Consider the following 26673-nt stretch of genomic DNA (forward strand, 5'->3'; position numbering starts at 1 on the left):
AGACGCACATACGGGTAATTCAAAAGCTCTCACTTATTGGCATCAGATCGATGCCCCTGTTGAACTCGCCTGAACAGGCCTGGCCAGCTTCAAGCCATGCGGCGACGCAAGGCTGGGAAAGGCATGGGCTTGGCTTCGGTGGGCACCACTTGCTTGAGCGCTGGCGGTGCAGCTCGCAGCAATTCAGACACGAGTGTGTTGGCGTTGGCATGGGCGCCAATGCGGTTGCCTTCAAAAGCCAGACGGGTTTGCTGCGCCATTTGGGCCACAAAATTCTGCGGGTAATCACGGACACTGAAACCTCGCAGCGCCATCACTTTCATGAAAGCGTTGGCCGCTTCCTCAACGGCACACTGGTATTCTTTAGAAGTATCTGGACTCATGTCGACCTCGTTGTTGGGATGAAGTTACTCACACTCCAACAACGCATGAACCCGGCCGTAGGAATACACCATTTGTGTAGATTTGTTAAAAATTCAGCAAAACACCCTGCCCCGCCCGCCAGCCACTGGCCAGACAAGCCGTGAGCAAATACCCGCCCGTAGGGGCCTCCCAGTCGAGCATTTCTCCAGCGCAGTAGACACCAGGACGGGCCAAAAGCATCAAATCCGGGGTCAAATCCTCCATAACAACACCACCGGCCGTGCTGATCGCCTCGGCGACAGGTCTTGGGCTTTTCAGCGGAACAGCCAGATTTTTCAGCTCAAGCGCCAAGGCCTCAGGATTGGCCAAAACCTCCGGGGCGCACAACTCATGCAGCAGCCCCATTTTGACCCCTTCAATGCCCAAACGGCTCTTAAGATGACTGGAAAGACTGCGACTGCCCCGGGACCAACGCACCTCTTTCAAGACCTGCACGGCTGATTTTCCAGGCAGCAAGTCCAGCATCAACTGCGCACGGCCTTGCGCCAAATCATCACGCAGCAAGGCCGATGCGGCATAAATCAGACTGCCCTCCACACCGGTTTCTGTGAATACAAACTCACCTTGTCGCTCAAAACGCGCAGCACCCGCCTGCCCCCCCGTATCCGCCACACGCAGCACCACAGATTTGAGTGGATGCCCGGCATAACGCGTGCGAAAGTATTCGGTCCAGCCTTGTCCGTCACGCCCCAGCACATCAAAGCCACAATTGGCAGGACGCAGCGGTGCCACCGCCACACCTTGCTGCACCAGGGTGTGCAACCAGCCCCCGTCCGAGCCCAAGCGTGGCCAACTGGCACCGCCCATGGCCAACACCGTGGCTCGTGCGCGCACAAGGCAAGCACCGCCTTCAGCACCCGTTCGCTCAAACACCAGATGCTCCCCCTCCCAGCCTTGCCAGCGGTGACGCATGTGGAACTGCACCGGCACACCCGACGCCGGATGACGCAAGCGGTGCAGCCAGGCGCGAAGCAGGGGGGCTGCCTTCATTTCCTGAGGGAAGACGCGGCCTGAGCTGCCGACAAAGGTCTCAACGCCCAAGCCCTGAGCCCAATCGCGCACACCTTGAGCATCCATGTGCTCAAGCCATTGGCCGACCTCAGTCTGGCGCGCACCGTATCGCGAGACAAAAGCCTGCGGCGCTTCTGAATGGGTGAGATTCAAACCACCCTTGCCTGCGAGCAAGAATTTACGCCCCACCGAGGGCATGGCGTCAAACAGATGCACCGACACGCCAGCTTGCGACAGCACTTCAGCCGCCATCAAGCCTGCAGGCCCGCCACCGACGATAGCCACATCCACATCAAGCACAGCAGAATCAGGATGAGCAGGGGAGGCAGCAGAGAAAATCATGAATTTGTATATTGGCAATGCGAACGCGACAGGCCGCAGAGGCGGGATTCTGTCAAAATAGCCGCAACTTTAGCTGCATCTTCAATATTCACAAGGAAAAGTCCATGGCCAGCGACCTGATCAAACACATTACCGACGCCACCTTCGAAGCCGACGTGCTCCAGTCGAGCCAACCGGTGGTGGTCGACTTTTGGGCCGAATGGTGCGGCCCCTGCAAAATGATCGCGCCAATCCTGGACGAAGTTGCAGGCACTTATGACGGCAAACTGCAAGTGGCCAAAATGAATGTCGATGAAAACCGCGACATTCCCGCCAAATTCGGCATCCGTGGCATTCCCACCCTGATGGTGTTCAAAAATGGCCAACTGGCCGCCACCAAAGTGGGCGCCATGAGCAAGTCACAGCTGACGGATTTCATTGATCAGCAATTGGCCTGATCAAAGCTGCCCAATTGACTGGGCAGCAAATCAAAAAACCGGACCTTTGAGTCCGGTTTTTCTTTTCAGCCCAAGCTTTCAACTTCAAGGCAAGAGTCCATGGTGTCAAGCTGGGTCGAATCGACTTGGCGTCATTCTCCCGATTGATCTTCCCGTTCTTAATTCCAGGACAGCCTCATGAAGTTCAGTCCCTGTGAAGATTGACTCCATTCAATTGGATACGCTGGGCAGCGGCCCCTCAACCGAGAACAGGCTCCAGCGCTCATTCACCCACAGTGATCACCACTCAGGACTGAGATTTAGGTGATCCTTGGTACAGCCAGAGCAAGACCAGAAAATACACAGCAAAGAAGCCCGTTTGGAACCAATACATCAGCGTACCTTGACCCTGCAGGACCGACTGCAAGTCCGATGACACATTGACTGCGGCCAAACCCAAAACCGTCACGCCCAATGCAAACAAAGCCATCGGCACCACCTGCACATGTCGAATTGCCGCATAAAACAAACTGGCATAAGCCAGCACTGCAAAAGAAATGATCTTGTCCTGGTAAGCGTAAAAGGGGGTGTCGTAGTAAACAAATAACAGCGGGTATTTCAGCCCCATGAAGTGGGCAGCCGCCATCAAGCAAAAATAAACGACACCCACACCCAGCATATAGCGAAGCCATTGAGCTTTCATGAAAATCTCTCCAGTTGACCCTGAGCCTGTACACCCCATGTGGACAGGTCATCCGGTACAGCGTTCAAGTGTCGGAGGAACGCATTCGAGCAAACAGCCGTACATAAGACAAAATTCAGCAAAATCAAGACAATCTCTGCCCGTGAACCCCAGACCTCTTCCTTTGAACATTTGTGTGCTCGCGTTTGATGGCATCAGTCCATTTCACCTGTCTGTGCCCAGCGTCGTGTTTGGCGATGTTCACCAAACCCCCTCGCCTTTTGATCTGCACTTTTGCGCCATCGATGGCCCGGTCATTCGCAGCACTGTGGGTTTCACGATCCAGACCTCTGACGACTGGCAAGCACTGGAACAGGCCGATGTGATCATCATCCCGAGTTGGCCAGACCACTTGCCGCCGGCACCCACGCGACTCATCCAGGCTTTGCAAACTGCACACCTGCGCAAGGTCACGCTCATGGGCCTGTGCCTGGGTGCATTTGTCTTGGCGCAAGCCAAGTTGCTTGACGGACGGGAGGCCACTACACACTGGACGGCAGCCCAAGAACTCAGCGCCCAATATCCGCAAGTGCGTGTCAATGCCTCGGCACTTTATGTGGATGAAGGCAACATCATCACCTCAGCGGGTACCGCTGCTGCCATCGACTGCTGCCTGCATTTCGTGCGCAAGACACTTGGCGCGGAGTTGACCAACCTCATTTCCCGCAGGCTGGTCATGGCACCCCATCGCCAAGGCGGACAAGCTCAGTTCATCGAGGCCCCCATCGCCGCGCGCCCCCGTGACCAAGCCTTTGCCAATTTGCTCGACGACATGCGAAAGACACTGGACCACAAACACACTGTGCTGACCATGGCCCAACGCATGAACACGACCGAGCGCTCTGTCTCACGTCTTTTTTCAAAGCAGACCGGCACATCGCCTGCGCAATGGCTTCTGAACGAACGCTTGAACCATGCCCAACGCCTGCTGGAGACCACCTCCTGCTCCATGGAAAACATCGCCTTGGCTGCAGGCTTTGCCAGTGCATCGGCCATGCGCCCGCATTTCAGAACCAGATTCGGCTTGTCCCCAACGGAATGGCGCAAGAACTTCACCTACTGAGTGAGAACCACCACGCATTCGCTCGCGCTGGATAGATCAATTTTGCGCAAATTCGGTGCCGGGTTAACCTGCAATGACGGGTTCGAATCTGCCGTGCAGAATCAAACGCTGACCTCCTTTTGAGTCCCCCTCGCTTTGTCATCCTTCCATCAAGCCACCACACCCGATTCGCCCTGGGTCCAGGTGCTGGACACCCAGGACATGGACAAGCACGCCCTGGCCCAACAGGCCTGGGCGCTGCAGTACGAACAACTCTCGCCCGGCCAGTTCAAGGGGCGCATCCACCAGGTGCAACTGCCAGAAGTGACCCTGCTGCGCGAAGACACCAGCATCGCGCTGCGCGAGCGCGGGCGACTCGACGAGAGCGTGTACGGCTTTGCCATGGCGCTGCAGGACTCGGCCGATCTGTTTTTCAACGGCCAGCGGGTGCCGGCCCACGCCATCATGTGTGGCAAGGGCGACGAGGTCGACCTGACCACCCCGCCGCACTTCACCCTGATTGCGGTGGTCGTCAACCGCAGCCTGCTCAACCCGCTTTGGGAGCGCATGTACCAAAAGCCTCTGGCGCACTGGCTTGAAAAGCAGCTGGTGCTGCAAACCACCGCCATCAAGGCGCAGAACCTGCGCGACCTGCAACTCACTGTTCTCGACCAGGCCAGCGCCCTGGCGCACCGCCAACACGACCCTCAGGCCCTGCGCCAACTGCGCGATGAGATCCTGATGGAATGGCTCGAAGCCCTGCCCGCTCAGGTTGACACTTCCGAGCTGCCCAGCCTGGAGCGGCGCAAAAAGCTGGTCGATAGCGCCTGCGAGTTGATGTTGGGCCATGCCGACGAGCCCCTGTCCATCCTGGAGGTGTGCAGCCGCTTGGGCACCAGCCGGCGCAAGCTCAACTATTGCTTTCAGGACGTTCTGGGCACCACACCCATCAAGTACCTGCGCTCGCTGCGCCTGAACAGCGTGCGCCGCGCCCTGCGCCAAGCCGCCCCGGGCGTGACCATCCAGGACATCGCCTCGCACTGGGGCTTTTGGCACCTGAGCCAGTTCGCGCAGGACTACCGTCACCTGTTTGGCGAACTGCCTTCGGACACGCTGCACAAGCGATGAGCACCGACCGCCAAACCCAGCTCACCGCCATCCTGACCATGGTCGCAGCCATGGCCTGCCTGTCAACGCAAGACACCCTGAGCAAAAAGCTGATGCTCAGCGTGGCGCCCGTCATCATCATCTGGACGCGCTACGCCCTGCAGACCGTGCTGGTCAGCGCCACGATCTGGCGCAGGCATTCGCCCGAACTGTGGCGCACACGGCAGTGGCGGCTGCAACTGCTGCGCGGCGCGCTGGTCGTGGGCGGCAGCGTGTTTGGCTATGGCGCTTTGCAGCGCATGCCCGTGGCCGAGTTCACCTCCATTTATTGTCTGGTACCGCTGGCCGTGACTTTTGTAGCCCGATTTGTGATGAAGGAAAGCGTGTCCTGGCTGGGCTGGCTGTGCGTGGCAGGCGGCATGGCAGGTGCCTTGTTGGTGGTGCGCCCGGGCGGTGATGTGGACCCCATGGGCGCCAGTCTGGCGTTGATGGGGGTGGTCTGCTACACCGGCTTTCAGACCCTCACGGGCTACCTGGCGCGGCAGGACTCACCACTCACCATTCAGCTGTGCACCAGCGTGCTGGGCTTTGCGCTCATGTCGGCCGCAGTGCCTTTTTTCTGGCCGGACCAGATGTCCTGGCCAGACTTGGCCCTGCTGGGCTTGGTGGCGCTGGCGGGCTCTTACGGCCAGTATTTCACGGTGCTGGCGTTTTCCAAAGCGCCCGCCTCGGTCTTGTCGCCCTACCTGTACACAGCCATCGGTTTTTCTGCGCTGGGCGGCTGGTGGATGTTTGACCACCTGCCGGATGCTCTGGCCCTGTGCGGCATGGGCATGATCGCGGGCTTTGGCCTGGCGGCTGGCTGGCTGAACCAACGCAAGGCCATACCATGAGCACACCGCTTTTCAGCCCCAGCTATCGCGAGGCCCGTGCGCGTTTTGCAATGGCTGCCGACGCCCGTGGGGCGCAGCTGCACCGTTATGCATGGCCTTTGATGGGCGCAGAGGGTGAAGAACTCACCATGGACGTGGCCGTCCACGGCCCGGCCGATGCCGCCCAGGTGCTGATGACCACCAGCGCGGTGCACGGCATCGAAGGCTTTTGCGGCTCGGCCATCCAGACCGGTTTGCTGCGCAGCCTCTCGCTGCCGCCCGGTGTGGCCGTGGTGCATGTGCATGCGGTCAACCCGCATGGCTTCTCGCATGCGCGGCGCGTCAACGAAGACAACGTCGACCTCAACCGCAACTTCATCGACTTTGCCCAGCCCTTGCCAGTCAACGCCGACTACGCCCAGGTTCACGACCTGCTGCTGCCAACCCACTGGCCGCCCAGCCCAGAGGCCAGCGCATCTTTGCAAGCCCAGGCCGAAGCTTGGGGAGAGCGCCGCATGCAGCGGGCCATCACCAGCGGGCAGTACCAGTTTCCCCAAGGCGTCTGGTTCGGAGGCCTGGCCCCCACTTGGAGTCACCGCACATTCCGGCAGGTGCTGCGAACCCATTTGGGTCAGGCCCGCCAGATCGCCTGGATCGACCTGCACACGGGCTTGGGGCCACACGGCCACGGCGAGCGCATTTTTGCCTGCACCGACAACGGCGAAACACTTGAACGCGCCCGCCAATGGTGGGGGCCAGACATCACATCGGTTGACACAGGCACCTCCCAAAGCGTGCCCCTGTCCGGGCCCATCCAAATGGCGATTTACGAAGAGTGCCCACAGGCTCAATACACCGGCATTTGCCTGGAGTTTGGCACCTTGCCACTGGCGCAAATGATCCAGGCCATGCGGGCTGACCACTGGCTGGCCCTGCACCCCGAGGCCCCGCCCGAGCAGCACCGCGCCATCCGAGCCGACATGTTGTTGGCCTTCAACCCGCCCTCGCCTGCGTGGCAAGAACAGGTCTGGCAGCAGGGCCTGCAAGCGGCCCGACAGGCGGTACAGGGCTTGACCACCCCGCGCTGAACCGCATTTCTCGGGAAAACCCAGCCCAGAGATTGCAATTTTTCGATAACGTCAAACCCGTATCTTGTTCAGACTGTGGTCCTGACCCGGGGCGGCAACCGCTCCACCTTCAACTGGACGAACAAGGACGAACCCATGATTTCACGCCGTACGATTTCCAGCCTGCTCGCGGGCCTGCTGAGCAGCCTGGTGGTGCTCAGCGCCTCAGCGCAGGGCTTTCCCAACAAGATGGTCACCGTGATGGTACCCTACCCTGCAGGTGGCCCTTCGGATGCGGTGGCCCGCCTGGTGCAGGTCGAGTACGAAAAAAGCCTGGGCCAGAAAATGATGGTCGAAAACCTGGGCGGCGTGAGCGGCGCTTTGGGCATCCAGAAGGTGTTGGCGGCTCCGGCCGATGGCTACTATCAGTTGCTCGGCACCCCGATGGAGCTGGTGATGGCACCGCTGGCCCTGTCGGCCGTCAAGTTCAAACCCGAAGAAGTGCGCCTGGCCAGCTTGTTGGGCCGCACTTCGATCGGCTTGGCCGTACGCAAGGACCTGCCCGTCAACAACCTGACCGAATTCCTGGCCTGGGCCAAAGGCAAAAAGGTCAGTTACGCGAGCATCGGTCAGGGCTCGCTGTACCACATCATGGGCGAGCGCTTCAAGACGCTGACGGGCCTGGACCTGCTGCACGTGCCCTACAAAGCGGCCGTGCAGATCTACACCGATCTGGGCGGTAACAACGTGGACATGGCCTTCGTGCCGGTCGCAGGTCCCATCATCGGCATGGTCAAGGACAACCGCTTCAAGATCATCGGCATCACCTCCACCGCGCCCCACCCACAACTGCCTGAAGCCGCCCCGATCAGCGCTCAACGCGGCATGTCCGACTTCATTTTTGACATCTGGATCGGTCTGCAGGTGTCCAAAAACACACCCGACGCCGTGGTTCAGAAGCTCAACCAGGCCATGAACGAGGCCATCAAGTCCGAGGCCTTCGTCAAAGGCATGACCACCACCGGCAGCCAAGTGCCTGCAGGCATGAGCGTGGCCGATCTGGACAAGTTCTACACCCAGGAAGTCAGCCGCTACCGCGCACTGTTCAAGGCCGCCAACGTCGAGCCACAGTGAAGCCCTGAGGGCGCAGCGCACAAGCGCTGACGCTCGCGCCACCCGGGACATGCTCACCCCTCGTGACATGCCCGGGTTTTTTCATTCCAGCCCCTCTTGCCCCGCATGACCGACTTCACTTACAACACCGCCACCGAAATGATGGCCCGCCTGCACGCAGGCGAAGTCACCAGCACCCAACTGCTGGAGCAGCACATCGCCCGCGTGGCGCAGCACGATGGCCCGATCAACGCGGTGGTGGTGCGCAGCTTTGAAGCCGCCCGCGAACGCGCTGCCCAAGCCGACGCGGCGCGTGCCCGTGGCGAGGACTGGGGGCTGCTGCACGGACTGCCCATGACGGTGAAAGAGTCGTTTGATTTGCCGGGCACGCCCACCTGCTGGGGCTTTCCTCAGTACAAGGACAACATCGCACAACAACCGGCCGTGGCCGTGCAGCGCCTGCTGGACGCCGGGGCTGTGGTGTTTGGCAAGACCAATGTGCCGGTGGCTTTGGGCGACTGGCAGTCGTTCAACCCGGTCTATGGCACGACCCATAACCCCTGGGACCTGAGCCGCTCGCCTGGCGGATCGTCGGGCGGGGCCAGCGCGGCGCTGGCCGCAGGCATGACCCCGCTGGAGGTGGGCAGCGACATTGGTGCCTCCATCCGCAACCCTGCGCATTACTGCGGCGTGTATGGGCACAAGCCCACCTGGGGCGTGGTGCCCATGCAAGGCCATCAACTGCCGGGCGTGCGCTCCATTGACAGCCTGGACATTGCCGTGGCCGGGCCACTGGCGCGCAGCGCGCAAGACCTGCAGCTGGCCATGCAGGTACTGACCACGCCGCTGCAGCAGTTTGGCACGCTGGGCTGGACGCCCGCGCAGTGGCGTCGCAACGACAAGCCGCTGCGGCAGTGCCGAGTGGCCATCGTCTACGACGACCTCGAGGCGCGGGTAGACCAGAGCATCCAGGACCGGCTGCACGCGCTCGCCGATTTTTTGCGCGCCCGGGGCGTGACCGTCTTGGACGACCACCGCCCGGTGGACAGCGCACAGTCGCACCGCGTGTATTCGTACCTGCTTCGTGCGGCCACGGGCGCGTGGCTCGACGACGCGACCTTTGCCCGCTTTCAGGCCCTGGGCCAGCAAGCCGACCCGGCGCTCGACACCATGCGCGAACGCGTCTGGCGCGGCAGCACGCTCACGCACCGCGACTGGGTCGAGTTTGACCAGCAACGCGCCGTGCTGCGGGCGCAGTGGCAAAGCTACTTCGAGTCGGTGGACCTGCTCATCACCCCGGTGGCCACATCGCCCGCCTTTTTGCACAACCAGCAAGGCGAGCGCTGGGAGCGCCTGCTGCAGGTCAACGGCCAGGACCAGCCACACACCGACAGCCTGTTCTGGGCGGGTTACCCCGGCGTGGTGGGCTTGCCCGCCACCGCCATCCCGATCGGTCAAAGCCCTGGCGGCTTACCCGTCGGCGCACAAATCATCGGCAACAGTTTTGCCGATCCGCTGTGCCTGAACATGGCCCGCTGGCTTGAAACCGAATGGTGCGGCTTTGTGCCGCCACCACACCTGGCTTGAACCTCAGAAATCCCCCTGCACATGTCCGACCTCACTGAAATCACCGACTTCAACGCCAGCGAACTGTCCGAGCGCATCCACCAGCGGCAAGTGTCCTGCACCGAAGTGATGCAGGCTTACCTCAAACGCATCGAGCGGCTGAACCCGCGCTTCAACGCCATCGTCAATCTGGCATCGACCGATTCGCTGCTGGCACAGGCGCGCCAGTGCGATGCCGAGCTGGCCAAAGGTCAGTCGCGCGGCTGGCTACACGGCATCCCGCAGGCCATCAAGGACACCGGGCACGCCATGGGCTTTCCGACCACCTTTGGCAGCACCGTGTTGCAAGCAGCCCTGCCCACCAAAGACAGCATCATGACCGAGCGCATGAAGGCGGCCGGGGCCATCGTGATTGGCAAAACCAACATGCCCGAGCTGGGCCTGGGCTCGCACACCTTCAACACCTTGTTTGGGGCGACACCCAACGCCTGGGACACGGCGGTGAGCGCGGGCGGCAGCAGCGGCGGCGCGGCCGTTGCGCTGGCTCAGCGTCTTCTGCCCGTGGCCGACGGCTCGGATTTCATGGGCAGCCTGCGCAACCCAGCGGGCTGGAACCACATCTTCGGTATGCGCCCCTCGCAAGGCCGCGTGCCCTTTGGCCCCGGGGTCGATGTGTGGGTGGACCAGCTGGGCACCGAAGGCCCCATGGCCCGCAGCGTTCGCGACCTCGCCCGCCTGCTGTCCACGCAGTCAGGGCATGACGCCCGCCAGCCTTTGTCGATCAATGGCAGCGTCGATGCGTCAGGCTTGACGTACACAACCGATGCGCTGCGCGGTTTGCCTGGCCTGCCAGGCCTGAGGATAGGCTGGCTGGGCGACCTGAACGGCCACCTGGCCATGGAGGACGGCATTCTGGACGTGTGCCAAGACGCGCTGCAGCACATGGCGGGCCAGGGCGCCCATGTGGACGCCATCGGTCTGGCCTTTGACGCCCAAGCCCTGTGGGACTGCTGGCTGGTCTGGCGCCGTGCGCTGGTCGGCCCCAAGGTGGCGGCCTTGCTGCAAATTCCGGGAGCCCAAGACCAACTCAAACCCGAGGCCCTGTGGGAGCACGAGAACTCGGTCAAGCTTTCCTACATGGACTTCATGCAGGCCAGCCAGACGCGCAGCGCGTTCTATCAGCACCTGCTCGGCCTGTTCGGCCAATACGACGTGCTGGCCCTGCCCGTGGCGCAGACCTGGCCGTTTGCACTGCAAGAGCGCTGGCCACAACACATCGGCGCACGCGCCATGGACACCTACCACCGCTGGATGGAGTGCACGATCTATGCCACCCTGGCAGGCCTGCCCGCCATCAGTCTGCCCGCAGGCTTTCACCCGACACACGGCTGGCCCATGGGCGTGCAGCTGATCGGCAAACCGCAAGGCGATCTGGCTTTGCTGCAAGTGGCTGCGGCCTACGAAGCGGTGCGTGGCGACTGGCTGCAAAAGCGGCCCGCTTGAGCCTCTGTCATCTCAGGCTGCCGCCAGCCGACCCGGGCGGCTTGTGACCCCCCGTGCACCGTAGCGACCTATGTCGAGCCCTTCGGTGCGGATGGCCGGCTGGCGACCTGAGATCACATCGGCCAGCAGCTGTGCACTGCCGCAGGCCATGGTCCAGCCCAGTGTGCCGTGACCCGTGTTGAGGTACAGACCGTTGAGCGGCGTTGCCCCCACCAGTGGCGTGCCGTCAGGCGTCATGGGGCGCAAGCCGGTCCAGAACTGAGCCTGAGTCAGGTCACCACCCGGAAAGAGTTCACGCGTCACTTTTTCGAGCGTGGCGCGGCGACGCGGGTTCAGGCGCAGATCAAACCCGGCCAGCTCGGCCATCCCCCCCACACGCAGGCGATCGCCAAGACGCGTCAGCGCGATCTTGTAGGTCTCGTCCAGCACAGTGGACTGCGGTGCCAAGGAGGCATCACGCAGCGGCATGGTGAGCGAATAGCCCTTGACCGGGTACACCGGAATGTCCAGGCCCAACGGCAGCAGCAAGTCCCGCGAATAGCTGCCTGCGGCCAGCACCACCGCGTCCGCTTGCAGCAACTCGCCCTCACCGCCCGCCGAACTGACCACGCTCACCCCCGTGACGCGTTGGCCGTCCCCCTGCAGCGCTTGCACCGTACAGCCGCTGCGCAGTGTCATGCCCTGGGCGCAGGCGAGTTCTGCCAACCGGCGGGTGAACACATGGCAATCGCCTGTTTCATCGTTGGGCAAGCGCAGGCCACCCGAGATCGGCGCGCTGGCAACTGCCAGTGCTGGTTCCGCGCCCACCACCCCGGCGGCATCCAGCAGCTCGAACGGCACGCCACATTCTTGCAGCACGGCCACATCGCGGGCCGCAGCGTCCAGCTGGGCCTGGCTGCGAAACAGCTGCAAGGTGCCCTGGCTGCGGGCGTCGTAGTCAATGCCGGTTTCGGCACGCCAGGCCCGCAAGCAGTCCCGGCTGTACTCGGACAGGCGCATCATGCGCTCCTTGTTGACGGCATAGCGGTCGGCTGAGCAATTGGCCAGCATGGCCGCCATCCAGCGCCATTGGAACAAGCTACCATCGGCTCGGATGGCCAACGGTGCATGGGTCTGAAACAGCCATTTCAGCGCTTTGAGCGGGATGCCCGGTGCGGCCCAGGGCGTGGAATAGCCCGGCGACACCTGCCCCGCATTGGCAAAGCTGGTCTCCATCGCCACCCCGTTTTGGCGGTCCACCAGCGTGACTTCGGCCCCCTGGCGCAACAAAGCCCACGCCGTACTCACCCCGATCACGCCACCACCCAACACCATAACTTTCATGTCAGCCTCGCTATTGACTTGAGATCAGGTGATGTTATGGATTCATGACAGAATATTTTCCTGAATTCATGTCTAATGTCCACAATTTCTTCTGATTGAAAGGCCTCATTGCAGGCCTTCACAGCACAATGTCCGAACCTGACCGCATCGACCTCAAAATTCTGGATTTACTGCAACGCAACGGCCGCATGTCAGTCACCGAGGTGGGTGAACAGGTGGGCCTGTCCACCTCGCCCTGTTCGGAGCGCATCAAGCGGCTCGAACGGCAAGGCCTGATCACCGGTTACCACGCCCGTGTGGACGCGGTTCAGCTGGGCAAGCCGCTGCTGGTGTTCATTGAGATCACGCTGTCACAAAAATCGCCGCAGGTCTTCGAGACCGTGCGGCGCGAGGTGGGCCTGATGCCCGACGTGCTCGAATGCCACCTGGTCTCGGGCAGCTTCGATTACCTGGTCAAGGCCCGTTTGCGCGCCATGAATGACTACCGGGAGCTGCTGGGTGCCATCTTGGACAAGATCCCGGTGCCCGCACAGTCCAACAGCTATGTGGTCATGGAAGAAATCAAGGAAAGCACGGTCCTGCCACTGGACCGCTGAGCTCAAGCAAAGACTCGGTTTCAATCGGCACGGCAAGCCCTCTACAGAAGTGCGCTGCGCTCAATCGCTCAATTCGAGCACGGTGGTGTGGCCCTGGGCCATGGGCCAGGTCAAACCCACGATTTTTTCGCCGTGGAAGCTGGCGCCCACGCTGCGCTGCGTGCTGTCGTTCAAGCGCAAGCGACTTGATGCGACCCCTGCTCCAGGCGGCACGCCGGGCAAGCTGCTTTGCCCATCCAGGCTCATGGTGTCGCGCCCCGGATCGAAATACCCACGGGGCCGCGTGAAGCTGAGCACCGCCTGCGCTGCCCGGTCGGCGTCATTCGCACGCTCTGGCCGCATGTTCAGCCATTGGCTCGATCTGGGCAATGGGCTGCGGTAAATGTGCGTGGTGGCGTAACCGGCCGCCTGGATCACGAACTCATACGCCGTGTCGCCACGCCCCCGAAAAGGCCCCCACTGCCCATCATCTCCCGTGGTTTGGGCGTGGACCGCTGGCCCCTGGCGCTGGCCGGTGGCCGCGTCGGTGGCAAAAATCTCCATACGAGCGCCGCGCAAAGGCAGGTTGTTGACGAAGTTGCCGCTGCCCGCGTCCATCGGGTCCAGGCCCAGGCCCACCAATTTGCCGTTCAGCACCACCTCGGTCTGCCGAACCAAACGCGAGCTTGGCGCTTGACCTGTGATGAATCGGTAAGTGGCTTCAAAGGCGGCTTGGGAGTAAGACGTTTCCCGGTGGTCAATTTTGGGAATGACCACGTTGGTGGCCCCTTTGAGCTCGGGGCCATCAAAACCCACCATGGTGGGCTTGCCTTTCATGCCCAGCCACAAACCATCGGGCTGGGCAAATTTGTCGTTGTTGTCCGAACGGATGGTCATCCAGCGTGTGGGGCCACAGACCTCATCGCCTTGGGCATTTTTGGGGGCATTGAGTTGCTTGAGGAACGGACCTGTGCCTGAAAATTCGTTGGCCTCATTCAGGCCAGGAATGGCCTGCACGCCGTGGTTGGGCGTGCCGCCCAGCACGGCGTGACTGACCACGGCGGCACCGCCACCGTTGCAAATGAAGTTGCGAATCGCATTGCCGCCACGCGAGTTGCCCACCAAAACCACTTGGCTTGCCCCGGTTCGGCGCAAGACGGCCTGAACTTCATCCCGCAAAAAGGCCATGTGTTCCTGGGTGGACGATCGCCCGGCTTGCGCTTTGTTGTCAGCATCCCGCGCCAGAGGGTATGGCACATCAATCGCGTGCAAATGGTCTGTCGGCCAGCCGTTGGAATCGAAACGCCAGACAGTGGTCTGCCACAGGGCTGCAGAGTCGCCATTGCCGTGCACAAACACGATCGGTGTTCGCTTTGCCTGTGTGCTGGGCGCAAGCCCTGCGCAAGCACTCAGGAGGAGCAAGGCGGCTGAGACAAGTCCCAATGAGCGACGCTGAAGGTTCATGGCATTCCAATCGTGTGCTTGGCAAAGCACACATCGTCGTGCAAGCCCGGCCGAAAGCCTGACTCCTGCGCGTCAGTGAGGCTTGTTCGTTGCCCGGCCGAACCAGACCCACATGGCCGCGCCCAAGACGATCATGGGCACGCACAGCCACTGCCCCATGCTCATGCCCAGGCTCAAAAGCCCCAGATGCGCATCGGGCTCGCGGAAGTACTCGGCCACAAAGCGGAACACGCCATAGCCGAACAAAAAGGCTGCGGACACCTGACCTTGCGCCCGGGGCTTGCGGGCGTAAAGCCACAGCAGCACGAACAGCAAAATGCCTTCAAGCAGAAATTGATAAATTTGCGAAGGGTGGCGCGGCAGATCGCCCGCCCCACGAAACAGCATGGCCCAAGGCAAGGAAGGGTCGGCCACACGCCCCCAGAGTTCACCATTGATGAAGTTGCCGACCCGGCCTGCGGCCAGCCCGGTGGGCACGCAAGGCGCCACAAAGTCCATGACTTGCAAAAATGGCCGCTTGCGTGTCCAGGCGAACCAGACCATGGATGCGATCACGCCCAGCATGCCCCCGTGAAAGCTCATGCCCCCTTGCCAGATGGCAAAGACCTCCAGCGGGTGCGCTGCGTAGTAGCCGGGTTTGTAAAACAGGCAGTAGCCGATGCGCCCACCCAGCACCACCCCCAGCACACCGAGGAACAGGATGTCTTCGATGTCCCGCCGCGTCCACTCGGGCAGCCGGGCAAAGGGCATGTGTTGGAGACGTTGGGTGCCCAGCCAGTAAAAAAGGGCAAACGCGGCCAGATAGGTCAAGCCGTACCAATGAATGGCCAAGGGGCCCAGTTGCAAGGCGACGGGGTCAATTTGAGGATGGATCAGCATGCCCGGATTGTGCACTGGCTAGGGCTCCTCTTGGACACAAAGGCCCGTCAAGCGCCCGTTAGAATGCTGCGACCTTCTTTTGGCTTCTACAGAGACACCACCATGAGCGACAAAATCATCCCGATCACCCCCATCAACAGCCGCAGCGCCAACATCACCCAGGGCAAATCCCGTGCCCCGAACCGCTCGATGTACTACGCCATGGGTTACGAAGAGGGCGATTTCGTCAAACCCATGGTGGGTGTGGCCAACGGCCACAGCACCATCACCCCGTGCAACAGCGGCCTGCAAAAACTGGCCGACGCGGCCATCCAAGGCATTGAAGAAGCCGGTGGCAACGCCCAGGTGTTTGGCACCCCCACCATTTCGGACGGCATGGCCATGGGCACCGAGGGCATGAAGTACTCGCTCGTGTCGCGCGAGGTGATCGCCGATTGCGTGGAAACCTGCGTGCAAGGCCAGTGGATGGACGGCGTGCTGGTGGTCGGCGGCTGCGACAAGAACATGCCCGGCGGCCTGATGGGCATGCTGCGCGCCAACGTGCCCGCCATTTATGTGTACGGCGGCACCATTTTGCCGGGCCGCTACCAAGGCAAAGACCTGAACATCGTGAGCGTTTTTGAAGCCGTGGGCGAAAACGCTGCGGGCAAGTTGAGCGACTTTGACCTGAAAGAAATCGAAAAACGCGCCATTCCCGGAACGGGTTCTTGCGGCGGCATGTACACCGCCAACACCATGTCCTCGGCTTTCGAGGCGCTGGGCATCTCTTTGCCCTACTCCTCCACCATGGCCAACGTGCACGACGAAAAAGTCGAGTCGGCCAAGGAGTCGGCCCGCGTTCTGGTGGAAGCCATCCGCAAAGACATCAAGCCGCGTGACATCGTGACCCGCAAGGCTATTGAAAACGCCGTGGCCGTGATCATGGCCACCGGGGGCTCCACCAATGCGGTCCTCCACTTCTTGGCCATCGCGCATTGCGCAGGCGTGGAGTGGACCATCGACGACTTCGAACGCATCCGCCAGCGCACCCCTGTGCTGTGCGACCTCAAGCCCAGCGGCAAGGCCTTGGCCGTTGACTTGCACAAGGCAGGCGGTATTCCTCAGGTCATGAAAATTTTGCTCAACGCGGGCTTGTTGCATGGCGACTGCATCACCATCACCGGCCAGACCATTGCCGAAGTGCTCAAAGATGTGCCGGACGCGCCACCCGAGCAAAGCGTGATCCACACCATCGAGAACGCCATGTACAAACAAGGCCACTTGGCCATCTTGAAGGGCAATTTGTCGCCCGAAGGTGCTGTGGCCAAGATCACCGGCCTGAAAAACCCGGTCATCACCGGCCCGGCCCGTGTGTTCGACGACGAGCAATCGGCCCTCGAAGCCATTTTGGCGGGCAAGATCAAAGCAGGCGATGTGATGGTTTTGCGCTACCTCGGCCCCAAAGGCGGCCCCGGCATGCCCGAAATGCTGGCCCCCACGGGCGCGCTGATCGGTGCCGGTCTGGGTGAAAGCGTGGGCCTGATCACCGATGGCCGTTTCTCCGGCGGCACCTGGGGCATGGTGGTGGGCCACGTCGCCCCAGAAGCCGCAGCAGGCGGCACCATCGCCTTTGTGAACGAGGGCGACAGCATCACCATCGACGCGCACAAGCTGATTCTGGAGCTGAACGTGCCTGAGGCCGAAATTGCCAAGCGCCGTGAAGGCTGGAAAGCCCCCGAGCCCCGCTACACCCGTGGCGTGCAGGCCAAGTTTGCCTTCAACGCATCGAGCGCCAGCAAAGGCGCTGTGCTCGACCTGTATTGATGCGTTCTTGACGCCCACAAAAAAGCCGCTTGACAGCGGCTTTTTTGTGGGTCAATGGCGCAAGGTAAAACCATCAGGACAGCACAAGACTGCCCAAACAGACCCTCACAGACCGATGGCGGCAATACCGGCTTTGGCGATCTGGGCGTCTTCGTTCGACTTGACACCACTCACGCCAACAGCCCCCAGGCAGGCACCGTCCTTCATGATCGGCACGCCACCTTCGAGCATCCCTTCCACAGCGGGCGCCGACAAGAAAGAGTAACGGCCGCCGTTGATGACGTCTTCATACACCTTGGTCTCGCGCTGACCCAAAGCTGCCGTGTGAGCCTTGGCCGGGGCAATGTGCGACGAAATAGGAGGCGCACCATTGAGGCGCTGGAAATGCAGCAGATGGCCGCCAGCGTCGACAATGGCAATGCTGACGTTCCAGTTGTTTTTCTGGGCTTCGGCTTGAGCAGCTGCGGCAATGGCTTGCACGTCAGAGAGTTCGAGGACAGATTGTGTTTTCATGGTGTCAAAGAGATGCAAAAAATAAAAGGGCAAGCATACACGCCCATGCGAACCGGTATTTCACACTTGAAAGCAAAACTGATTCACCCGGATAACCCCATGTCCGTGCGGACATTGCCCCAGCTGCAAGGGCGACCCTACAATGTAATGGCCCTGAAATCAGGGTTTGAACAGGAGAGACTTATATGAGCGACCTTCGCACACTGAACACTACAGACTGGGGCCATGGCACCGATCTGGCGACACGCAACCGCGTGCTGCGCAACACCTATTGGCTGCTGGCCCTGAGCCTGCTGCCCACCGTTTTGGGCGCCTGGCTGGGCGTGACCACCGGCATCACCCGCTCACTGTCTGGCGGCGTTGGCCTGATCGTTTTCTTGGCCGGTGCCTTCGGCTTCATGTTTGCCATCGAGAAAACCAAAAACTCGGCTGCGGGCGTGCCCGTGCTGCTGGCCTTCACCTTCTTCATGGGCCTGATGCTCTCGCGCATGATCGCCATGGTGCTGGGCTTCAAGAACGGCTCAGACCTGATCATGACCGCCTTCGCGGGCACGGCAGGCGTTTTCTTTGTCATGGCCAGCCTGGCCAGCACCATCAAGCGTGACATTTCAGGCATGGGCAAATGGCTGTTTGTGGGGGCCTTGGCCATCATGATCGGCGGCATCATCAACGTGTTCATCGGCTCCACCGTGGGCATGATGGTGATCTCGGTCATGGCCATCGGTATCTTCAGCGCCTACATGCTGTATGACCTGAAACAGATCATCGACGGCGGCGAAACCAACTACATCAGCGCCACACTGGCCCTGTATCTGGACATCTTCAACGTGTTCCAGAGCCTGCTTGCCTTGCTGGGCATCATGGGCGGCGAACGCGACTGACCTGCATGCAAATTGGGTAATACCACCAAACAAAAAGGCTCCTTCGGGAGCCTTTTTTCATGTTGTGCGCTGCTACTCAGGCCAGCTCAAACACCGCCATGCTTTCCACATGCGCCGTGTGGGCGAACATGTTGATCACACCTGCAGCCACGCAGCGGTAACCGGCGCGGTGCACCAGCAAACCTGCATCACGGGCCAGGGTGGCAGGGTTGCAGCTCACGTAAACGATGCGTTGGGGCGGGGTCCAGTCCTGGCGCAACTCGTGGTTTTCATGCAGCTCGGCCAGGGCTTTGGCCAGGGCAAACGCCCCTTCACGCGGTGGATCGACCAGCCATTTGTCGGCCATGCCATCAGCCACCAGCATGGCCGGGGTCATCTCGAACAGGTTGCGGGCCACAAAAGTGGTGCGGGCCAGCGAGCCAAGCCCTGCGCGCAGGGCCTGGTTGTGCTTCAGATTCTGGCGCGAGCGGGCCACCAGGGCTTCAGCGCCTTCGATGCCCAGCACCTCGCCCGCCTGGGTGGCAATGGGCAGCGTGAAGTTGCCCAAGCCGCAGAACCAGTCGATCACGCGGTCGGTCTTTTGAGCGCCCAACAGGCGCAGGGCACGCGAGACCATCACGCGGTTGATGTAAGGATTGACCTGGGTAAAGTCAGTCGGCTTGAACGGCATGTGCACGCCAAAGTCGGGCAGGCTGTAGGCCAGCTGCGCACCGCCCTCGTCAAGCAGATGCACCGTGTCTGGCCCTTTGGGCTGCAGCCACCACTGCACGCCATGCTCGGCGGCAAAGGCGCGCAGCAGCTGTTTGTCGCTGTCTGACAGCGGCTCCAAGTGACGCAGCACCAGGGCGGTGACAGAGTCGCCGCAGGCCAACTCGATCTGGGGCAGTGTTTCGCGGGCCTCCATTTGGGCAATCAAGGCGCGCAAGGGCATGAGCATGGCGCTGACATGCGGCGGCAGGATCGGGCAGACTTTCATGTCGGCGATGTAGCGACTCTTGCGTTCGTGAAAGCCAATGAGCACTTCGCCTTTTTTGAGCACGTAGCGCACCGACATGCGGGCACGGTAACGGTAACCCCAAGTCGGCCCTTCGATGGGCCGGAGCATGGTTTCGGGTTTGACTTTGCCCAAGTGCCAGAGGTTGTCTTCCAGCACGCGCTGTTTGACGGCTACTTGGGCTGACGCTTCCAGGTGCTGCATCTTGCAACCCCCACAGGCGCCTTTGTGCAGGCCGAAGTTGGGGCAGCCGGGGCGCACGCGCTGGGACGATTCTTGGTGGATGTCGGTGACGACGCCCTGCTCCCAGTTGTTTTTCTTGCGGTGCACATTGACCGAGACGGTCTCAAAGGGCAAGGCGCCTTCGATGAACACCACTTTGCCGTCAGGGCGGCGGGCGATGCCTTGGGCATCCATGTCCAGGGCGCCCACGCGCAGCCAACCTTCGGGCAAATCGTCGCTGCTGGGGCTTTCGCTGGGGGGAATAGAAAGATCTTGTTGTTCGCTCATGCCCCGATTGTCTCAGGACACAAGGCCGATCTTTCGGGGCATCAGGCCCAGGCTTGCAGATATTCCTGCCAATGGGGCTCTTGCGCACTGGCCAAAGCGGCCACATTGTTTTTGACGAAATCGATTTCCTGCGCGTATTCGCCCTCGGTCAGGCCGCCGCGCATTTTCTGAAAACGGCAATACAGCAAGTAGGTGTTCATGACATCGGTTTCGCAATAGCGGCGAATGTCTTCGGTCTGCCCCGCCAGATACTGCGCATAGACTTGCGAGCCGTCCATGCCCAGCTTGCCCGGAAAGCCGCACAGCTTGGCCAGTGCATCCATGGGCGCGTTGTTTTTGGGGGTGTATTTGGCCAGCAAGTCCATCAGGTCCAGGTGGCGCATGTGGTAGCGCGAGATGTAGTTGTTCCACTTGTACTCGCGGTCATCGTCGCCCATGTCCCAATACTTGTCAGCCACCACACCGTGCTGCAGGCCCCGGTAGTGCAGCACGGGCAGGTCAAAACCGCTGCCATTCCAGCTCACCAGCTGGGGTGAATGCTTGTCGATGGCATTGAAAAACGTCTGGATGATGCGGCCTTCGCTGTGGCCGTCGCGGTCCACAAACGAGTGCACACGCAAGCCGTCGGCGTTGCGAAACACACAGCTGATCACGAGGGTGCGTTGCAGATAAAGCGGCATGAAGTCGCTTTGCCCCTTGGCGGCACGTTCCGCCTGCCATTGGGCATGAAGTTGGGCGTCGGTCAGTTCTGGCGCAGCACCGTTCAAACGCCGCCAACCGGCCATGTCGGGCACGGTCTCGATGTCAAAAACCAGGACGGGCCAGGGCATGCGCGCCTTGCGCCTCAGCGGGCGGGTAAGAATTTGGCGGGATCGACGGGTTTGCCTTGGCGGCGCACCTCAAAGTGCAGCTTCACACGGTCGGCGTCAGACTTACCCATTTCGGCAATTTTTTGGCCTTTGCGCACCTTCTGGTCTTCTTTGACCAGCAATTCCTGGTTGTGCGCGTAGGCCGTCAAAAAGGTGTTGTTGTGCTTGAGGATGATGAGGTTGCCATAACCGCGCAAACCTGCCCCGGCATACACCACCTGACCATCGGCAGAGGCCAGCACTGGGTCACCCGCCTTGCCTGCAATGTCAAGGCCTTTGTTTTTGGACTCATCAAAACCCGCCAGCAGCGAGCCGTTGGCTGGCCAAATGAAGCCCAGGCCTTCGTCGTTGATGGCGCTGCTTGGGGTGGCGGGCGACGGGACCACAGCGGCAGGCTTGGCAGCCGCTGTGGTTGCCGTGGATTCCCCCGATGGCGCAACGGGTCGCACCACCACGCCGGAGGTTTCAACGGCGGCCCCAGGTGGCACCACACGCAGCACCTGGCCCACTTCAATCACATCGGGGTTGCTCAGACTGTTCCAGCGCGCCAGATCACGCCAGGACTGACCGCTGTCCAGACCAATGCGCATCAGGGTGTCGCCGCGTTGCACCGTGTAATAACCGGGTTTGCCTGCATTCTCGGCCCCCGGCAAGGGCTTGGCGGCAAGGGGCGCTGCGGCGCCCGCTGGGGGGCGCCCTGCGCCCAGGCGGTCTTCTACAGGCGCCGGGATCCGGGAGGAAGACGAGCAAGCCGCAAGCACGGCGACAGCGCAAGCTGTCAAAACCACGGATCGGGCGCTATTGAAAGTCATCATGGGGAATCAATCGTTCAGGCAACGCCCGATTTTAGAGGGACAAAATGCACAGCTTCGAGCACTTGCCGCTCGAAACCTCGGGGGGTTTTATGGATCACCACCAGCGCCTGCTGGCCTGCGGTTGTGACAGTTGGGGCCACCAGCCGCCCCCCCATGGCCAGCTGATCCAGCCAGGCTTGGGGAATGTCATCCCCCCCTGCCGCAGAAATGATGCCTGCATAAGGCGCGCCTTGGGGATAAGCCAACATGCCATCGCCAAAAATCAAATGCACATTGTGCACACGCAAAGGGCGCAGGTTATCACGGGCTTTTTCATGCAGACCACGCAAACGCTCAATGCTGTAGACCTCGGTCGCCACATGGCTGAGCACGGCGGCCTGGTAGCCGCAACCGGTGCCAATCTCCAGCACCCGGCCCAATTTTCCGCTTGTCCCCTGGCACAGCAGCTCAAGCATCCGGGCCACCACATTGGGTTTGGAGATGGTCTGCCCCAGGCCTATGGGCAAACTGGTGTCTTCATAGGCTTGGCCCACCAGTGCACTTTCCACAAATCGGTGGCGCTCCACCAGGCCCATGGCTTCCAGCACCCGCGCATCGCGCACGCCCTGCTGGGCCAGCAGTCGCACCATGCGTGCACGCACCGCTCCGGAGTCCAGCCCCAGACCGGTCGGCGCCAAGGGCATGCGTGGCACCGCCACAGCGCCCGACAGACCGAGTGCTGCGGGAGCCACAGACCCCGAACTGCGTCGCGATGGCGCGGGGTCAGTGGCAGCGAGTTTGACGGGAAAGCCCGGGCGCTGACTCATGTCAAGGCCCCAACGTTCAGACGCCCGAAAGCGTCAGACCACTGAACCAACTGCTCATGATGCGTCAAATCCACCTTGAGCGGCGTGACCACCACATGACCGTGGCTGGCCGCATGAAAATCCGTGCCCACGCTGTCGTCCATGGCCGCACCGGCGTTGCCAATCCAGTACATGGTCTGTCCACGCGGGTCGACTTGCGTGATGACAGGTTCAGCCGAATGGCGTCGGCCCAGGCGGCACAACTTGGCCGGTTGAATATGCGCCAAGGGCAAGTTGGGAATGTTCACATTCAACAACCAAGGCTTGGGATCCAGCATCGCGGCTGCCTTCATCTGCTGAACAATGGTTTTGACTGTTTCTGCGGCGGCGTCCACATGCGCCCATCCCTTTTCAATCTGGGAAACGGCCATGGAGGGGATGCCAAACAAATAGCCTTCCATGGCCGCGCCCACCGTGCCGGAGTACACGGTGTCATCGCCCATGTTGGCGCCGTTGTTGATGCCCGAGACCACCAGATCAGGGCGATAGCCCAGCAAGCCGGTCAGTGCGATGTGGACACAGTCAGCAGGCGTGCCGTTCACGTAGCGAAAACCGTTGTCTGCACGGTGCACATACAAAGGGGTGTGCAAAGTCAGCGCGTTGGACTTGGCGCTGTTGTTGTGCTCAGGGGCCACGACCTCCACGTCTGCGATGGTTTTGAGCGCGTTGTACAGCGCCACAATGCCTTCGGCGCGGAATCCATCGTCGTTGGAGATGAGAATTTTCATGCGGTGTCCCAGTGAGAGTGTTGATTGTAGAGGCCCGCTTGCACCCCACAAGCGCCATGAATGGGCTGGCACAGGAGAGGTCGCTAGGGGGACATGAATACAACAGCCGCATTGCCTAAGATGCCCACCACTGAACACATTCACAAAGGAGTATCTGCATGCACGCTTGGCTTTGCGAAAACCCTATCGGGGTCGACACGCTCACCTGGAAAGAACTGCCCACCCCCACCCCGGGCCCCGGTCAAGTTCTGCTCGAAATTCAGGCCGCCAGCCTGAACTTTCCGGACTTGCTGATCGTTCAAAACAAATACCAGATGAAGCCCGAGCTGCCTTTTGTGCCCGGCTCTGAATATGCAGGCCTTGTACGCGCCGTGGGCGAAGGCGTGACCCACCTGCAAGTGGGCCAAAGCGTAGCCTGCCTGTCGGGCACTGGTGGCTTTGGCACCCACACCCTGGCACCGGCCAAACTGTGCATGCCACTGCCAGCAGGCTTTCCCGCGGTAGATGCTGCCGCCTTCATCATGACCTACGCCACTTCGCACCATGCCCTGGTGGACCGTGCAGCACTGAAAGCGGGCGAAACAGTGCTGGTTCTGGGCGCAGCAGGTGGCGTGGGCACCGCCGCCATCCAGATTGCCAAAGCCATGGGCGCCAAAGTGATTGCAGCGGCCTCCACCGATGAAAAATGTGCGTTGTGCAAGTCACTCGGTGCCGATGCCACCATCAACTACAGCACCGAAAACCTGCGCGAAGCCCTGAAAACCCTGACCGAAGGCAAAGGCCCTGACGTGATCTATGACCCGGTGGGCGGCGAATTTGCCGAACCGGCCTTCCGCTCCATCGCTTGGCGGGGCCGCTATTTGGTCGTGGGTTTTGCGGGTGGCCCCATCCCATCCCTGCCCCTGAACCTGCCTTTGCTCAAAGGCGCCAGTCTGGTGGGCGTGTTCTGGGGCGAGTTCGCCAAGCGCGAACCCCAGGCCAATGCCGCCATGATGGGCGAATTGGCCCAATGGTACGGCCAAGGCAAGATCAAACCTGTGATCGACCGCACCATGCCCATGAGCGAGCTCAAAGCCGCCTACGCCCACATGGGCTCACGGGGCGTCAAAGGCAAGCTGGTGATGGTGAACCCTTGAGGCCAAACGCCCCGCTGGGTGCGGGGCATCTTGGATGATTTCAATTTGAAATCAAAAAAGAAAAAAGCCCTTGCAACATTTGCAAGGGCTTTTTTAATTTGGGGTGGCTGATGGGGCTCGAACCCACGACAACAGGAATCACAATCCTGGACTCTACCAACTGAGCTACAGCCACCGTAGAGATGAAATTATAGCCTGATCTTCATGGCTTTTTCGCGTTCGTTTCGGTTTTTGCCGAAGGTTTTTCAATCAGCATCTCTGCCTTGAACTGTGACTTCAAGTGGGTCAGATACGCCTGTGCTTCAGCTTGTGCCCACAGCTGTGTGAATTGCTGGCGGCTTTGCTCTTGCTGCTGCGCCGTAGGGGTATCGCGGGGCACGATTTTGTTGACGCGAACCAGGGCATAGCCTTGCTGGCCCAGATCAACGCCCACCAAGGTCGGCATGCGCGCAGGGTCCGCACGCAGCACAGCATCCACCAAAGCCTGAGGCTGGCCTGCGCTTTGCTCACGCGACACGACCAAGGCTGCACCCACTTGAGCTTGGGCAACTTGATCTTTCCACTCCGTCAGGCGAGCAATGCCTTCGGCTTTGGCCAATTGCGCAGACTTGTCTTGAATAAACAGGTTGCGCACCTCGTCCTTGACTTCTGCATAAGGTCGGATGGCGGCGGGTCGGTAGTTGACGATGCGGGCAGACACCAGGGTATTGGGTGCCACTTCCACGGCCGCCGTGTTGCGGCGCTTGCTCACGGAGTCCTCTGCAAACAGTGCTTGCAACAGCTTGGGGTTCGCCAACACACCCAGCGCACCCGCAGCGGGGGTTCTGCTCACGCCTTGGGCTTGCTGCACCGTCAATTTCAGGCGGTCTGCAATGGGTTTAAGGCTTTCAGCTTGCTCGTAGACGCTGTTGCTGAAGGTTTCGGCCAGTTCAGCGAATTGGCGCTGGGCCTGCTGTTTGCGCAAATCTGCTTCGAGCTGAGGGCGCATTGTCTCAAAGCTAGGGGCCTTGGCAGCCTTGATGTCTGTCAATTGAATGATGTGGAAACCAAATTCGGACTCCACCACATCGCTGATGGCGCCTTTTTCGAGCACAAAAGCGGCATCTTCAAAAGACTTGACCATGGCGCCACGGGCAAAGAAATCCAGATCTCCGCCTTTGCTGGATGAGCCCGGATCTTGAGAGTTCTTGCGGGCCAGATCGGCAAAGCTTTGGGGGGTTTTACGCGCTTGAGCCAACAATTCATCTGCCTTGGCGCGTGCTTTTTCACGCTCAGCTGCAGGCGCATCTTTGGCGGCAGTGATCAAGATGTGACTGGCGCGGCGCTGTTCCTGGCCTGCCAGGCGCTGAAGGTTTTGTTCGTAATAGGTTTTCAGGTCCTGTTCGGCCAAAGTGATGCTTTTTTGCAAAGCAGCGGTATCGAGCACCAGGTATTCCACATCGGCAGTTTCTACTGAACGAAAGCGCTCAGATTGCGTTTGGTAAAACTTTTCCAGGTCTGCCTCGGTCACTTGCACTTTAGAAGCGAAATCCGCAGGCAACCAGCGCTGAATCTGCACTTCACGGCGCTGCAAATACGCCTGCAACGCTGCATCGGTCTGACTCTGTGACGCGAGCACGGAAGCTTGCAGGCCACCGATCACTTGCTGATTGGACAGATCGCGACGCACCCGCGATTCGAGCATTTCAGGTGTCATGCCCTGGCTGGCCGCCAGTTGGCGATAGCGCTCCATGTCCAGTTTGCCGTCGGGACCGCGCAATCCGGCAATCGAAGGCTCTTGCTGCAGGTAACGGGCCAGACGCTGGTCGCTGGTGACCAGCAATTGCTTTTCTGAGGCCAGAGAAATCAGCCGATCGTTGACCAGACGCTCCAACGTGGCATAGCGGGCTTCGGCAGAGTCGAGCAGCTTGACGTCCAGATTGGGCATGGATGCGCGAATGCGCTCAACCTCGCGCTGATGGGCTGCATCCCACTCGGCCTGGTTGATTTTTTGACCATCCACGCGGGCCACCACTGCGCCTTTGTCTTCGAATCGGCTGTAGCTGTCGACGCCAAACAACACGAACGAAGGAATCACCAACAAGAACAACAACCCCATCAGGATTTTGGAGTGGTTGCGGATGGAATCAAACAT

The 26673-nt window shown here is 60.8% G+C and carries 25 protein-coding genes and 1 tRNA gene; 12 read left to right on the plus strand and 14 right to left on the minus strand.

The genetic code is table 11. The annotated features are described in order from the left end of the window. Positions 1-89: 89 nt before the first annotated feature. Together AMM33_RS20060 and AMM33_RS20065 are read right to left on the minus strand one after the other, a co-directional pair. The gene (locus AMM33_RS20060; protein ID WP_090143011.1) at positions 90-383 is read right to left on the minus strand and encodes a hypothetical protein; all 294 of its coding nucleotides are present in this window, start codon (positions 381-383) and stop codon (positions 90-92) included. Between the two features lie 85 nt (positions 384-468). Beyond that, a complete protein-coding gene (locus tag AMM33_RS20065) occupies positions 469-1776 on the minus strand; it encodes a BaiN/RdsA family NAD(P)/FAD-dependent oxidoreductase (RefSeq protein WP_090143012.1) in 1308 nt (435 codons plus the stop codon). Positions 1777-1880: 104 nt separating this feature from the next. Between AMM33_RS20065 and trxA the strand changes: the two genes are divergently transcribed. Next, positions 1881-2213, plus strand: a complete 333-nt coding sequence (gene trxA, locus AMM33_RS20070; RefSeq protein WP_053175325.1) for a thioredoxin TrxA — start codon at positions 1881-1883, stop codon at positions 2211-2213. Positions 2214-2499: 286 nt separating this feature from the next. Here trxA and AMM33_RS20075 read toward each other — a convergent pair whose 3' ends face one another. Continuing rightward, a complete protein-coding gene (locus AMM33_RS20075) occupies positions 2500-2895 on the minus strand; it encodes a hypothetical protein (protein ID WP_194945606.1) in 396 nt (131 codons plus the stop codon). Positions 2896-3070: 175 nt separating this feature from the next. On the opposite strand from AMM33_RS20075, the gene AMM33_RS20080 reads away from it, so the two are divergent. From AMM33_RS20080 to AMM33_RS20110, 7 genes are all read left to right on the plus strand, one after another. Further along, positions 3071-3997 carry a GlxA family transcriptional regulator gene (locus AMM33_RS20080; RefSeq protein ID WP_228768272.1) on the plus strand — a complete coding sequence of 309 codons (927 nt, stop codon included), beginning with the start codon at positions 3071-3073 and terminating at the stop codon, positions 3995-3997. Between the two features lie 135 nt (positions 3998-4132). Further along, a complete protein-coding gene (locus AMM33_RS20085; RefSeq protein WP_090143015.1) occupies positions 4133-5104 on the plus strand; it encodes a helix-turn-helix domain-containing protein in 972 nt (323 codons plus the stop codon). Further along, the gene (locus AMM33_RS20090; protein ID WP_090143016.1) at positions 5101-5976 is read left to right on the plus strand and encodes a DMT family transporter; all 876 of its coding nucleotides are present in this window, start codon (positions 5101-5103) and stop codon (positions 5974-5976) included. The genes AMM33_RS20085 and AMM33_RS20090 overlap by 4 nt, the downstream gene beginning before the upstream one ends. Continuing rightward, a complete protein-coding gene (locus AMM33_RS20095) occupies positions 5973-7043 on the plus strand; it encodes a M14 family metallopeptidase (RefSeq protein ID WP_090143017.1) in 1071 nt (356 codons plus the stop codon). Before AMM33_RS20090 ends, AMM33_RS20095 begins: the two co-directional genes overlap by 4 nt. A 135-nt stretch (positions 7044-7178) precedes the next feature. After that, the gene (locus AMM33_RS20100; protein ID WP_194945607.1) at positions 7179-8156 is read left to right on the plus strand and encodes a Bug family tripartite tricarboxylate transporter substrate binding protein; all 978 of its coding nucleotides are present in this window, start codon (positions 7179-7181) and stop codon (positions 8154-8156) included. A gap of 105 nt (positions 8157-8261) precedes the next feature. After that, the gene (locus tag AMM33_RS20105; protein WP_090143019.1) at positions 8262-9722 is read left to right on the plus strand and encodes an amidase; all 1461 of its coding nucleotides are present in this window, start codon (positions 8262-8264) and stop codon (positions 9720-9722) included. A 21-nt stretch (positions 9723-9743) separates the two neighbouring features. After that, complete coding sequence (locus AMM33_RS20110) at positions 9744-11204, plus strand: amidase (protein WP_090143020.1); 1461 nt, start codon at positions 9744-9746, stop codon at positions 11202-11204. A gap of 12 nt (positions 11205-11216) precedes the next feature. On the opposite strand, the gene AMM33_RS20115 is transcribed toward AMM33_RS20110, so the two are convergent. Beyond that, positions 11217-12527 (minus strand): D-amino acid dehydrogenase, encoded by a 1311-nt coding sequence (locus AMM33_RS20115; protein ID WP_090143021.1) that lies wholly within the window; start codon positions 12525-12527, stop codon positions 11217-11219. 128 nt (positions 12528-12655) lie between these two features. On the opposite strand from AMM33_RS20115, the gene AMM33_RS20120 reads away from it, so the two are divergent. Then, entirely contained in the window at positions 12656-13123 is a 468-nt protein-coding gene (locus AMM33_RS20120) for a winged helix-turn-helix transcriptional regulator (RefSeq protein ID WP_090143043.1), read from the plus strand. A gap of 60 nt (positions 13124-13183) precedes the next feature. Here AMM33_RS20120 and AMM33_RS20125 read toward each other — a convergent pair whose 3' ends face one another. Together AMM33_RS20125 and lgt are read right to left on the minus strand one after the other, a co-directional pair. Beyond that, complete coding sequence (locus tag AMM33_RS20125; RefSeq protein WP_090143022.1) at positions 13184-14566, minus strand: alpha/beta fold hydrolase; 1383 nt, start codon at positions 14564-14566, stop codon at positions 13184-13186. Positions 14567-14638: 72 nt separating this feature from the next. Continuing rightward, entirely contained in the window at positions 14639-15445 is an 807-nt protein-coding gene (lgt, locus tag AMM33_RS20130; protein WP_090143044.1) for a prolipoprotein diacylglyceryl transferase, read from the minus strand. Between the two features lie 102 nt (positions 15446-15547). On the opposite strand from lgt, the gene ilvD reads away from it, so the two are divergent. Then, positions 15548-17248, plus strand: coding sequence for a dihydroxy-acid dehydratase (ilvD, locus tag AMM33_RS20135; RefSeq protein WP_090143045.1), 1701 nt, complete (start codon positions 15548-15550; stop codon positions 17246-17248). Between the two features lie 105 nt (positions 17249-17353). Here ilvD and AMM33_RS20140 read toward each other — a convergent pair whose 3' ends face one another. Further along, the gene (locus tag AMM33_RS20140) at positions 17354-17761 is read right to left on the minus strand and encodes a GlcG/HbpS family heme-binding protein (RefSeq protein WP_090143046.1); all 408 of its coding nucleotides are present in this window, start codon (positions 17759-17761) and stop codon (positions 17354-17356) included. A gap of 185 nt (positions 17762-17946) precedes the next feature. Between AMM33_RS20140 and AMM33_RS20145 the strand changes: the two genes are divergently transcribed. Next, the gene (locus AMM33_RS20145; RefSeq protein WP_090143023.1) at positions 17947-18642 is read left to right on the plus strand and encodes a Bax inhibitor-1/YccA family protein; all 696 of its coding nucleotides are present in this window, start codon (positions 17947-17949) and stop codon (positions 18640-18642) included. A gap of 76 nt (positions 18643-18718) precedes the next feature. On the opposite strand, the gene rlmD is transcribed toward AMM33_RS20145, so the two are convergent. The 5 genes from rlmD to surE are packed head-to-tail and all read right to left on the minus strand — an operon-like array spanning position 18719 to position 23403. After that, positions 18719-20146, minus strand: a complete 1428-nt coding sequence (gene rlmD, locus AMM33_RS20150; protein WP_090143024.1) for a 23S rRNA (uracil(1939)-C(5))-methyltransferase RlmD — start codon at positions 20144-20146, stop codon at positions 18719-18721. 41 nt (positions 20147-20187) lie between these two features. Beyond that, complete coding sequence (locus AMM33_RS20155; RefSeq protein ID WP_090143025.1) at positions 20188-20976, minus strand: 3'-5' exonuclease; 789 nt, start codon at positions 20974-20976, stop codon at positions 20188-20190. Positions 20977-20990: 14 nt separating this feature from the next. Next, complete coding sequence (locus AMM33_RS20160; protein WP_194945610.1) at positions 20991-21827, minus strand: peptidoglycan DD-metalloendopeptidase family protein; 837 nt, start codon at positions 21825-21827, stop codon at positions 20991-20993. Positions 21828-21844: 17 nt separating this feature from the next. Further along, on the minus strand, positions 21845-22636 hold the full coding sequence (locus tag AMM33_RS20165) for a protein-L-isoaspartate(D-aspartate) O-methyltransferase (RefSeq protein ID WP_090143027.1): 792 nt from the start codon (positions 22634-22636) through the stop codon (positions 21845-21847). Then, positions 22633-23403: a 5'/3'-nucleotidase SurE gene (gene surE / locus AMM33_RS20170; protein ID WP_090143028.1), complete on the minus strand. Its 771-nt coding sequence runs from the start codon at positions 23401-23403 to the stop codon at positions 22633-22635. Before surE ends, AMM33_RS20165 begins: the two co-directional genes overlap by 4 nt. A 158-nt stretch (positions 23404-23561) precedes the next feature. Here surE and AMM33_RS20175 point away from each other — a divergent pair, with 158 nt between their 5' ends. After that, a complete protein-coding gene (locus AMM33_RS20175; protein WP_090143029.1) occupies positions 23562-24539 on the plus strand; it encodes an NADPH:quinone oxidoreductase family protein in 978 nt (325 codons plus the stop codon). Between the two features lie 99 nt (positions 24540-24638). Here the strand turns inward: AMM33_RS20175 and AMM33_RS20180 are convergent. Together AMM33_RS20180 and AMM33_RS20185 are read right to left on the minus strand one after the other, a co-directional pair. Next, a tRNA-His gene (locus AMM33_RS20180) sits at positions 24639-24714 on the minus strand. A gap of 27 nt (positions 24715-24741) precedes the next feature. Continuing rightward, positions 24742-26673 carry a SurA N-terminal domain-containing protein gene (locus AMM33_RS20185; RefSeq protein WP_090143030.1) on the minus strand — a complete coding sequence of 644 codons (1932 nt, stop codon included), beginning with the start codon at positions 26671-26673 and terminating at the stop codon, positions 24742-24744.

Origin of the sequence: Limnohabitans sp. DM1 (genome assembly GCF_001269385.1) — a bacterium.
In the GTDB taxonomy this organism is placed as follows: Bacteria; Pseudomonadota; Gammaproteobacteria; order Burkholderiales; family Burkholderiaceae_C; genus Limnohabitans_A.

Coding starts and splice junctions, on each gene's coding strand:
- AMM33_RS20060 (WP_090143011.1), bottom strand. CDS start 383: ATGAGTCCAGATACTTCTAAAGAATACCAGTGTGCCGTTGAGGAAGCG.
- AMM33_RS20065 (WP_090143012.1), bottom strand. CDS start 1,776: ATGATTTTCTCTGCTGCCTCCCCTGCTCATCCTGATTCTGCTGTGCTT.
- trxA (WP_053175325.1), top strand. CDS start 1,881: ATGGCCAGCGACCTGATCAAACACATTACCGACGCCACCTTCGAAGCC.
- AMM33_RS20075 (WP_194945606.1), bottom strand. CDS start 2,895: ATGAAAGCTCAATGGCTTCGCTATATGCTGGGTGTGGGTGTCGTTTAT.
- AMM33_RS20090 (WP_090143016.1), top strand. CDS start 5,101: ATGAGCACCGACCGCCAAACCCAGCTCACCGCCATCCTGACCATGGTC.
- AMM33_RS20095 (WP_090143017.1), top strand. CDS start 5,973: ATGAGCACACCGCTTTTCAGCCCCAGCTATCGCGAGGCCCGTGCGCGT.
- AMM33_RS20100 (WP_194945607.1), top strand. CDS start 7,179: ATGATTTCACGCCGTACGATTTCCAGCCTGCTCGCGGGCCTGCTGAGC.
- AMM33_RS20105 (WP_090143019.1), top strand. CDS start 8,262: ATGACCGACTTCACTTACAACACCGCCACCGAAATGATGGCCCGCCTG.
- AMM33_RS20110 (WP_090143020.1), top strand. CDS start 9,744: ATGTCCGACCTCACTGAAATCACCGACTTCAACGCCAGCGAACTGTCC.
- AMM33_RS20115 (WP_090143021.1), bottom strand. CDS start 12,527: ATGAAAGTTATGGTGTTGGGTGGTGGCGTGATCGGGGTGAGTACGGCG.
- AMM33_RS20120 (WP_090143043.1), top strand. CDS start 12,656: ATGTCCGAACCTGACCGCATCGACCTCAAAATTCTGGATTTACTGCAA.
- AMM33_RS20125 (WP_090143022.1), bottom strand. CDS start 14,566: ATGAACCTTCAGCGTCGCTCATTGGGACTTGTCTCAGCCGCCTTGCTC.
- lgt (WP_090143044.1), bottom strand. CDS start 15,445: ATGCTGATCCATCCTCAAATTGACCCCGTCGCCTTGCAACTGGGCCCC.
- ilvD (WP_090143045.1), top strand. CDS start 15,548: ATGAGCGACAAAATCATCCCGATCACCCCCATCAACAGCCGCAGCGCC.
- AMM33_RS20140 (WP_090143046.1), bottom strand. CDS start 17,761: ATGAAAACACAATCTGTCCTCGAACTCTCTGACGTGCAAGCCATTGCC.
- AMM33_RS20145 (WP_090143023.1), top strand. CDS start 17,947: ATGAGCGACCTTCGCACACTGAACACTACAGACTGGGGCCATGGCACC.
- rlmD (WP_090143024.1), bottom strand. CDS start 20,146: ATGAGCGAACAACAAGATCTTTCTATTCCCCCCAGCGAAAGCCCCAGC.
- AMM33_RS20155 (WP_090143025.1), bottom strand. CDS start 20,976: ATGCCCTGGCCCGTCCTGGTTTTTGACATCGAGACCGTGCCCGACATG.
- AMM33_RS20160 (WP_194945610.1), bottom strand. CDS start 21,827: ATGACTTTCAATAGCGCCCGATCCGTGGTTTTGACAGCTTGCGCTGTC.
- AMM33_RS20165 (WP_090143027.1), bottom strand. CDS start 22,636: ATGAGTCAGCGCCCGGGCTTTCCCGTCAAACTCGCTGCCACTGACCCC.
- surE (WP_090143028.1), bottom strand. CDS start 23,403: ATGAAAATTCTCATCTCCAACGACGATGGATTCCGCGCCGAAGGCATT.
- AMM33_RS20175 (WP_090143029.1), top strand. CDS start 23,562: ATGCACGCTTGGCTTTGCGAAAACCCTATCGGGGTCGACACGCTCACC.
- AMM33_RS20185 (WP_090143030.1), bottom strand. CDS start 26,673: ATGTTTGATTCCATCCGCAACCACTCCAAAATCCTGATGGGGTTGTTG.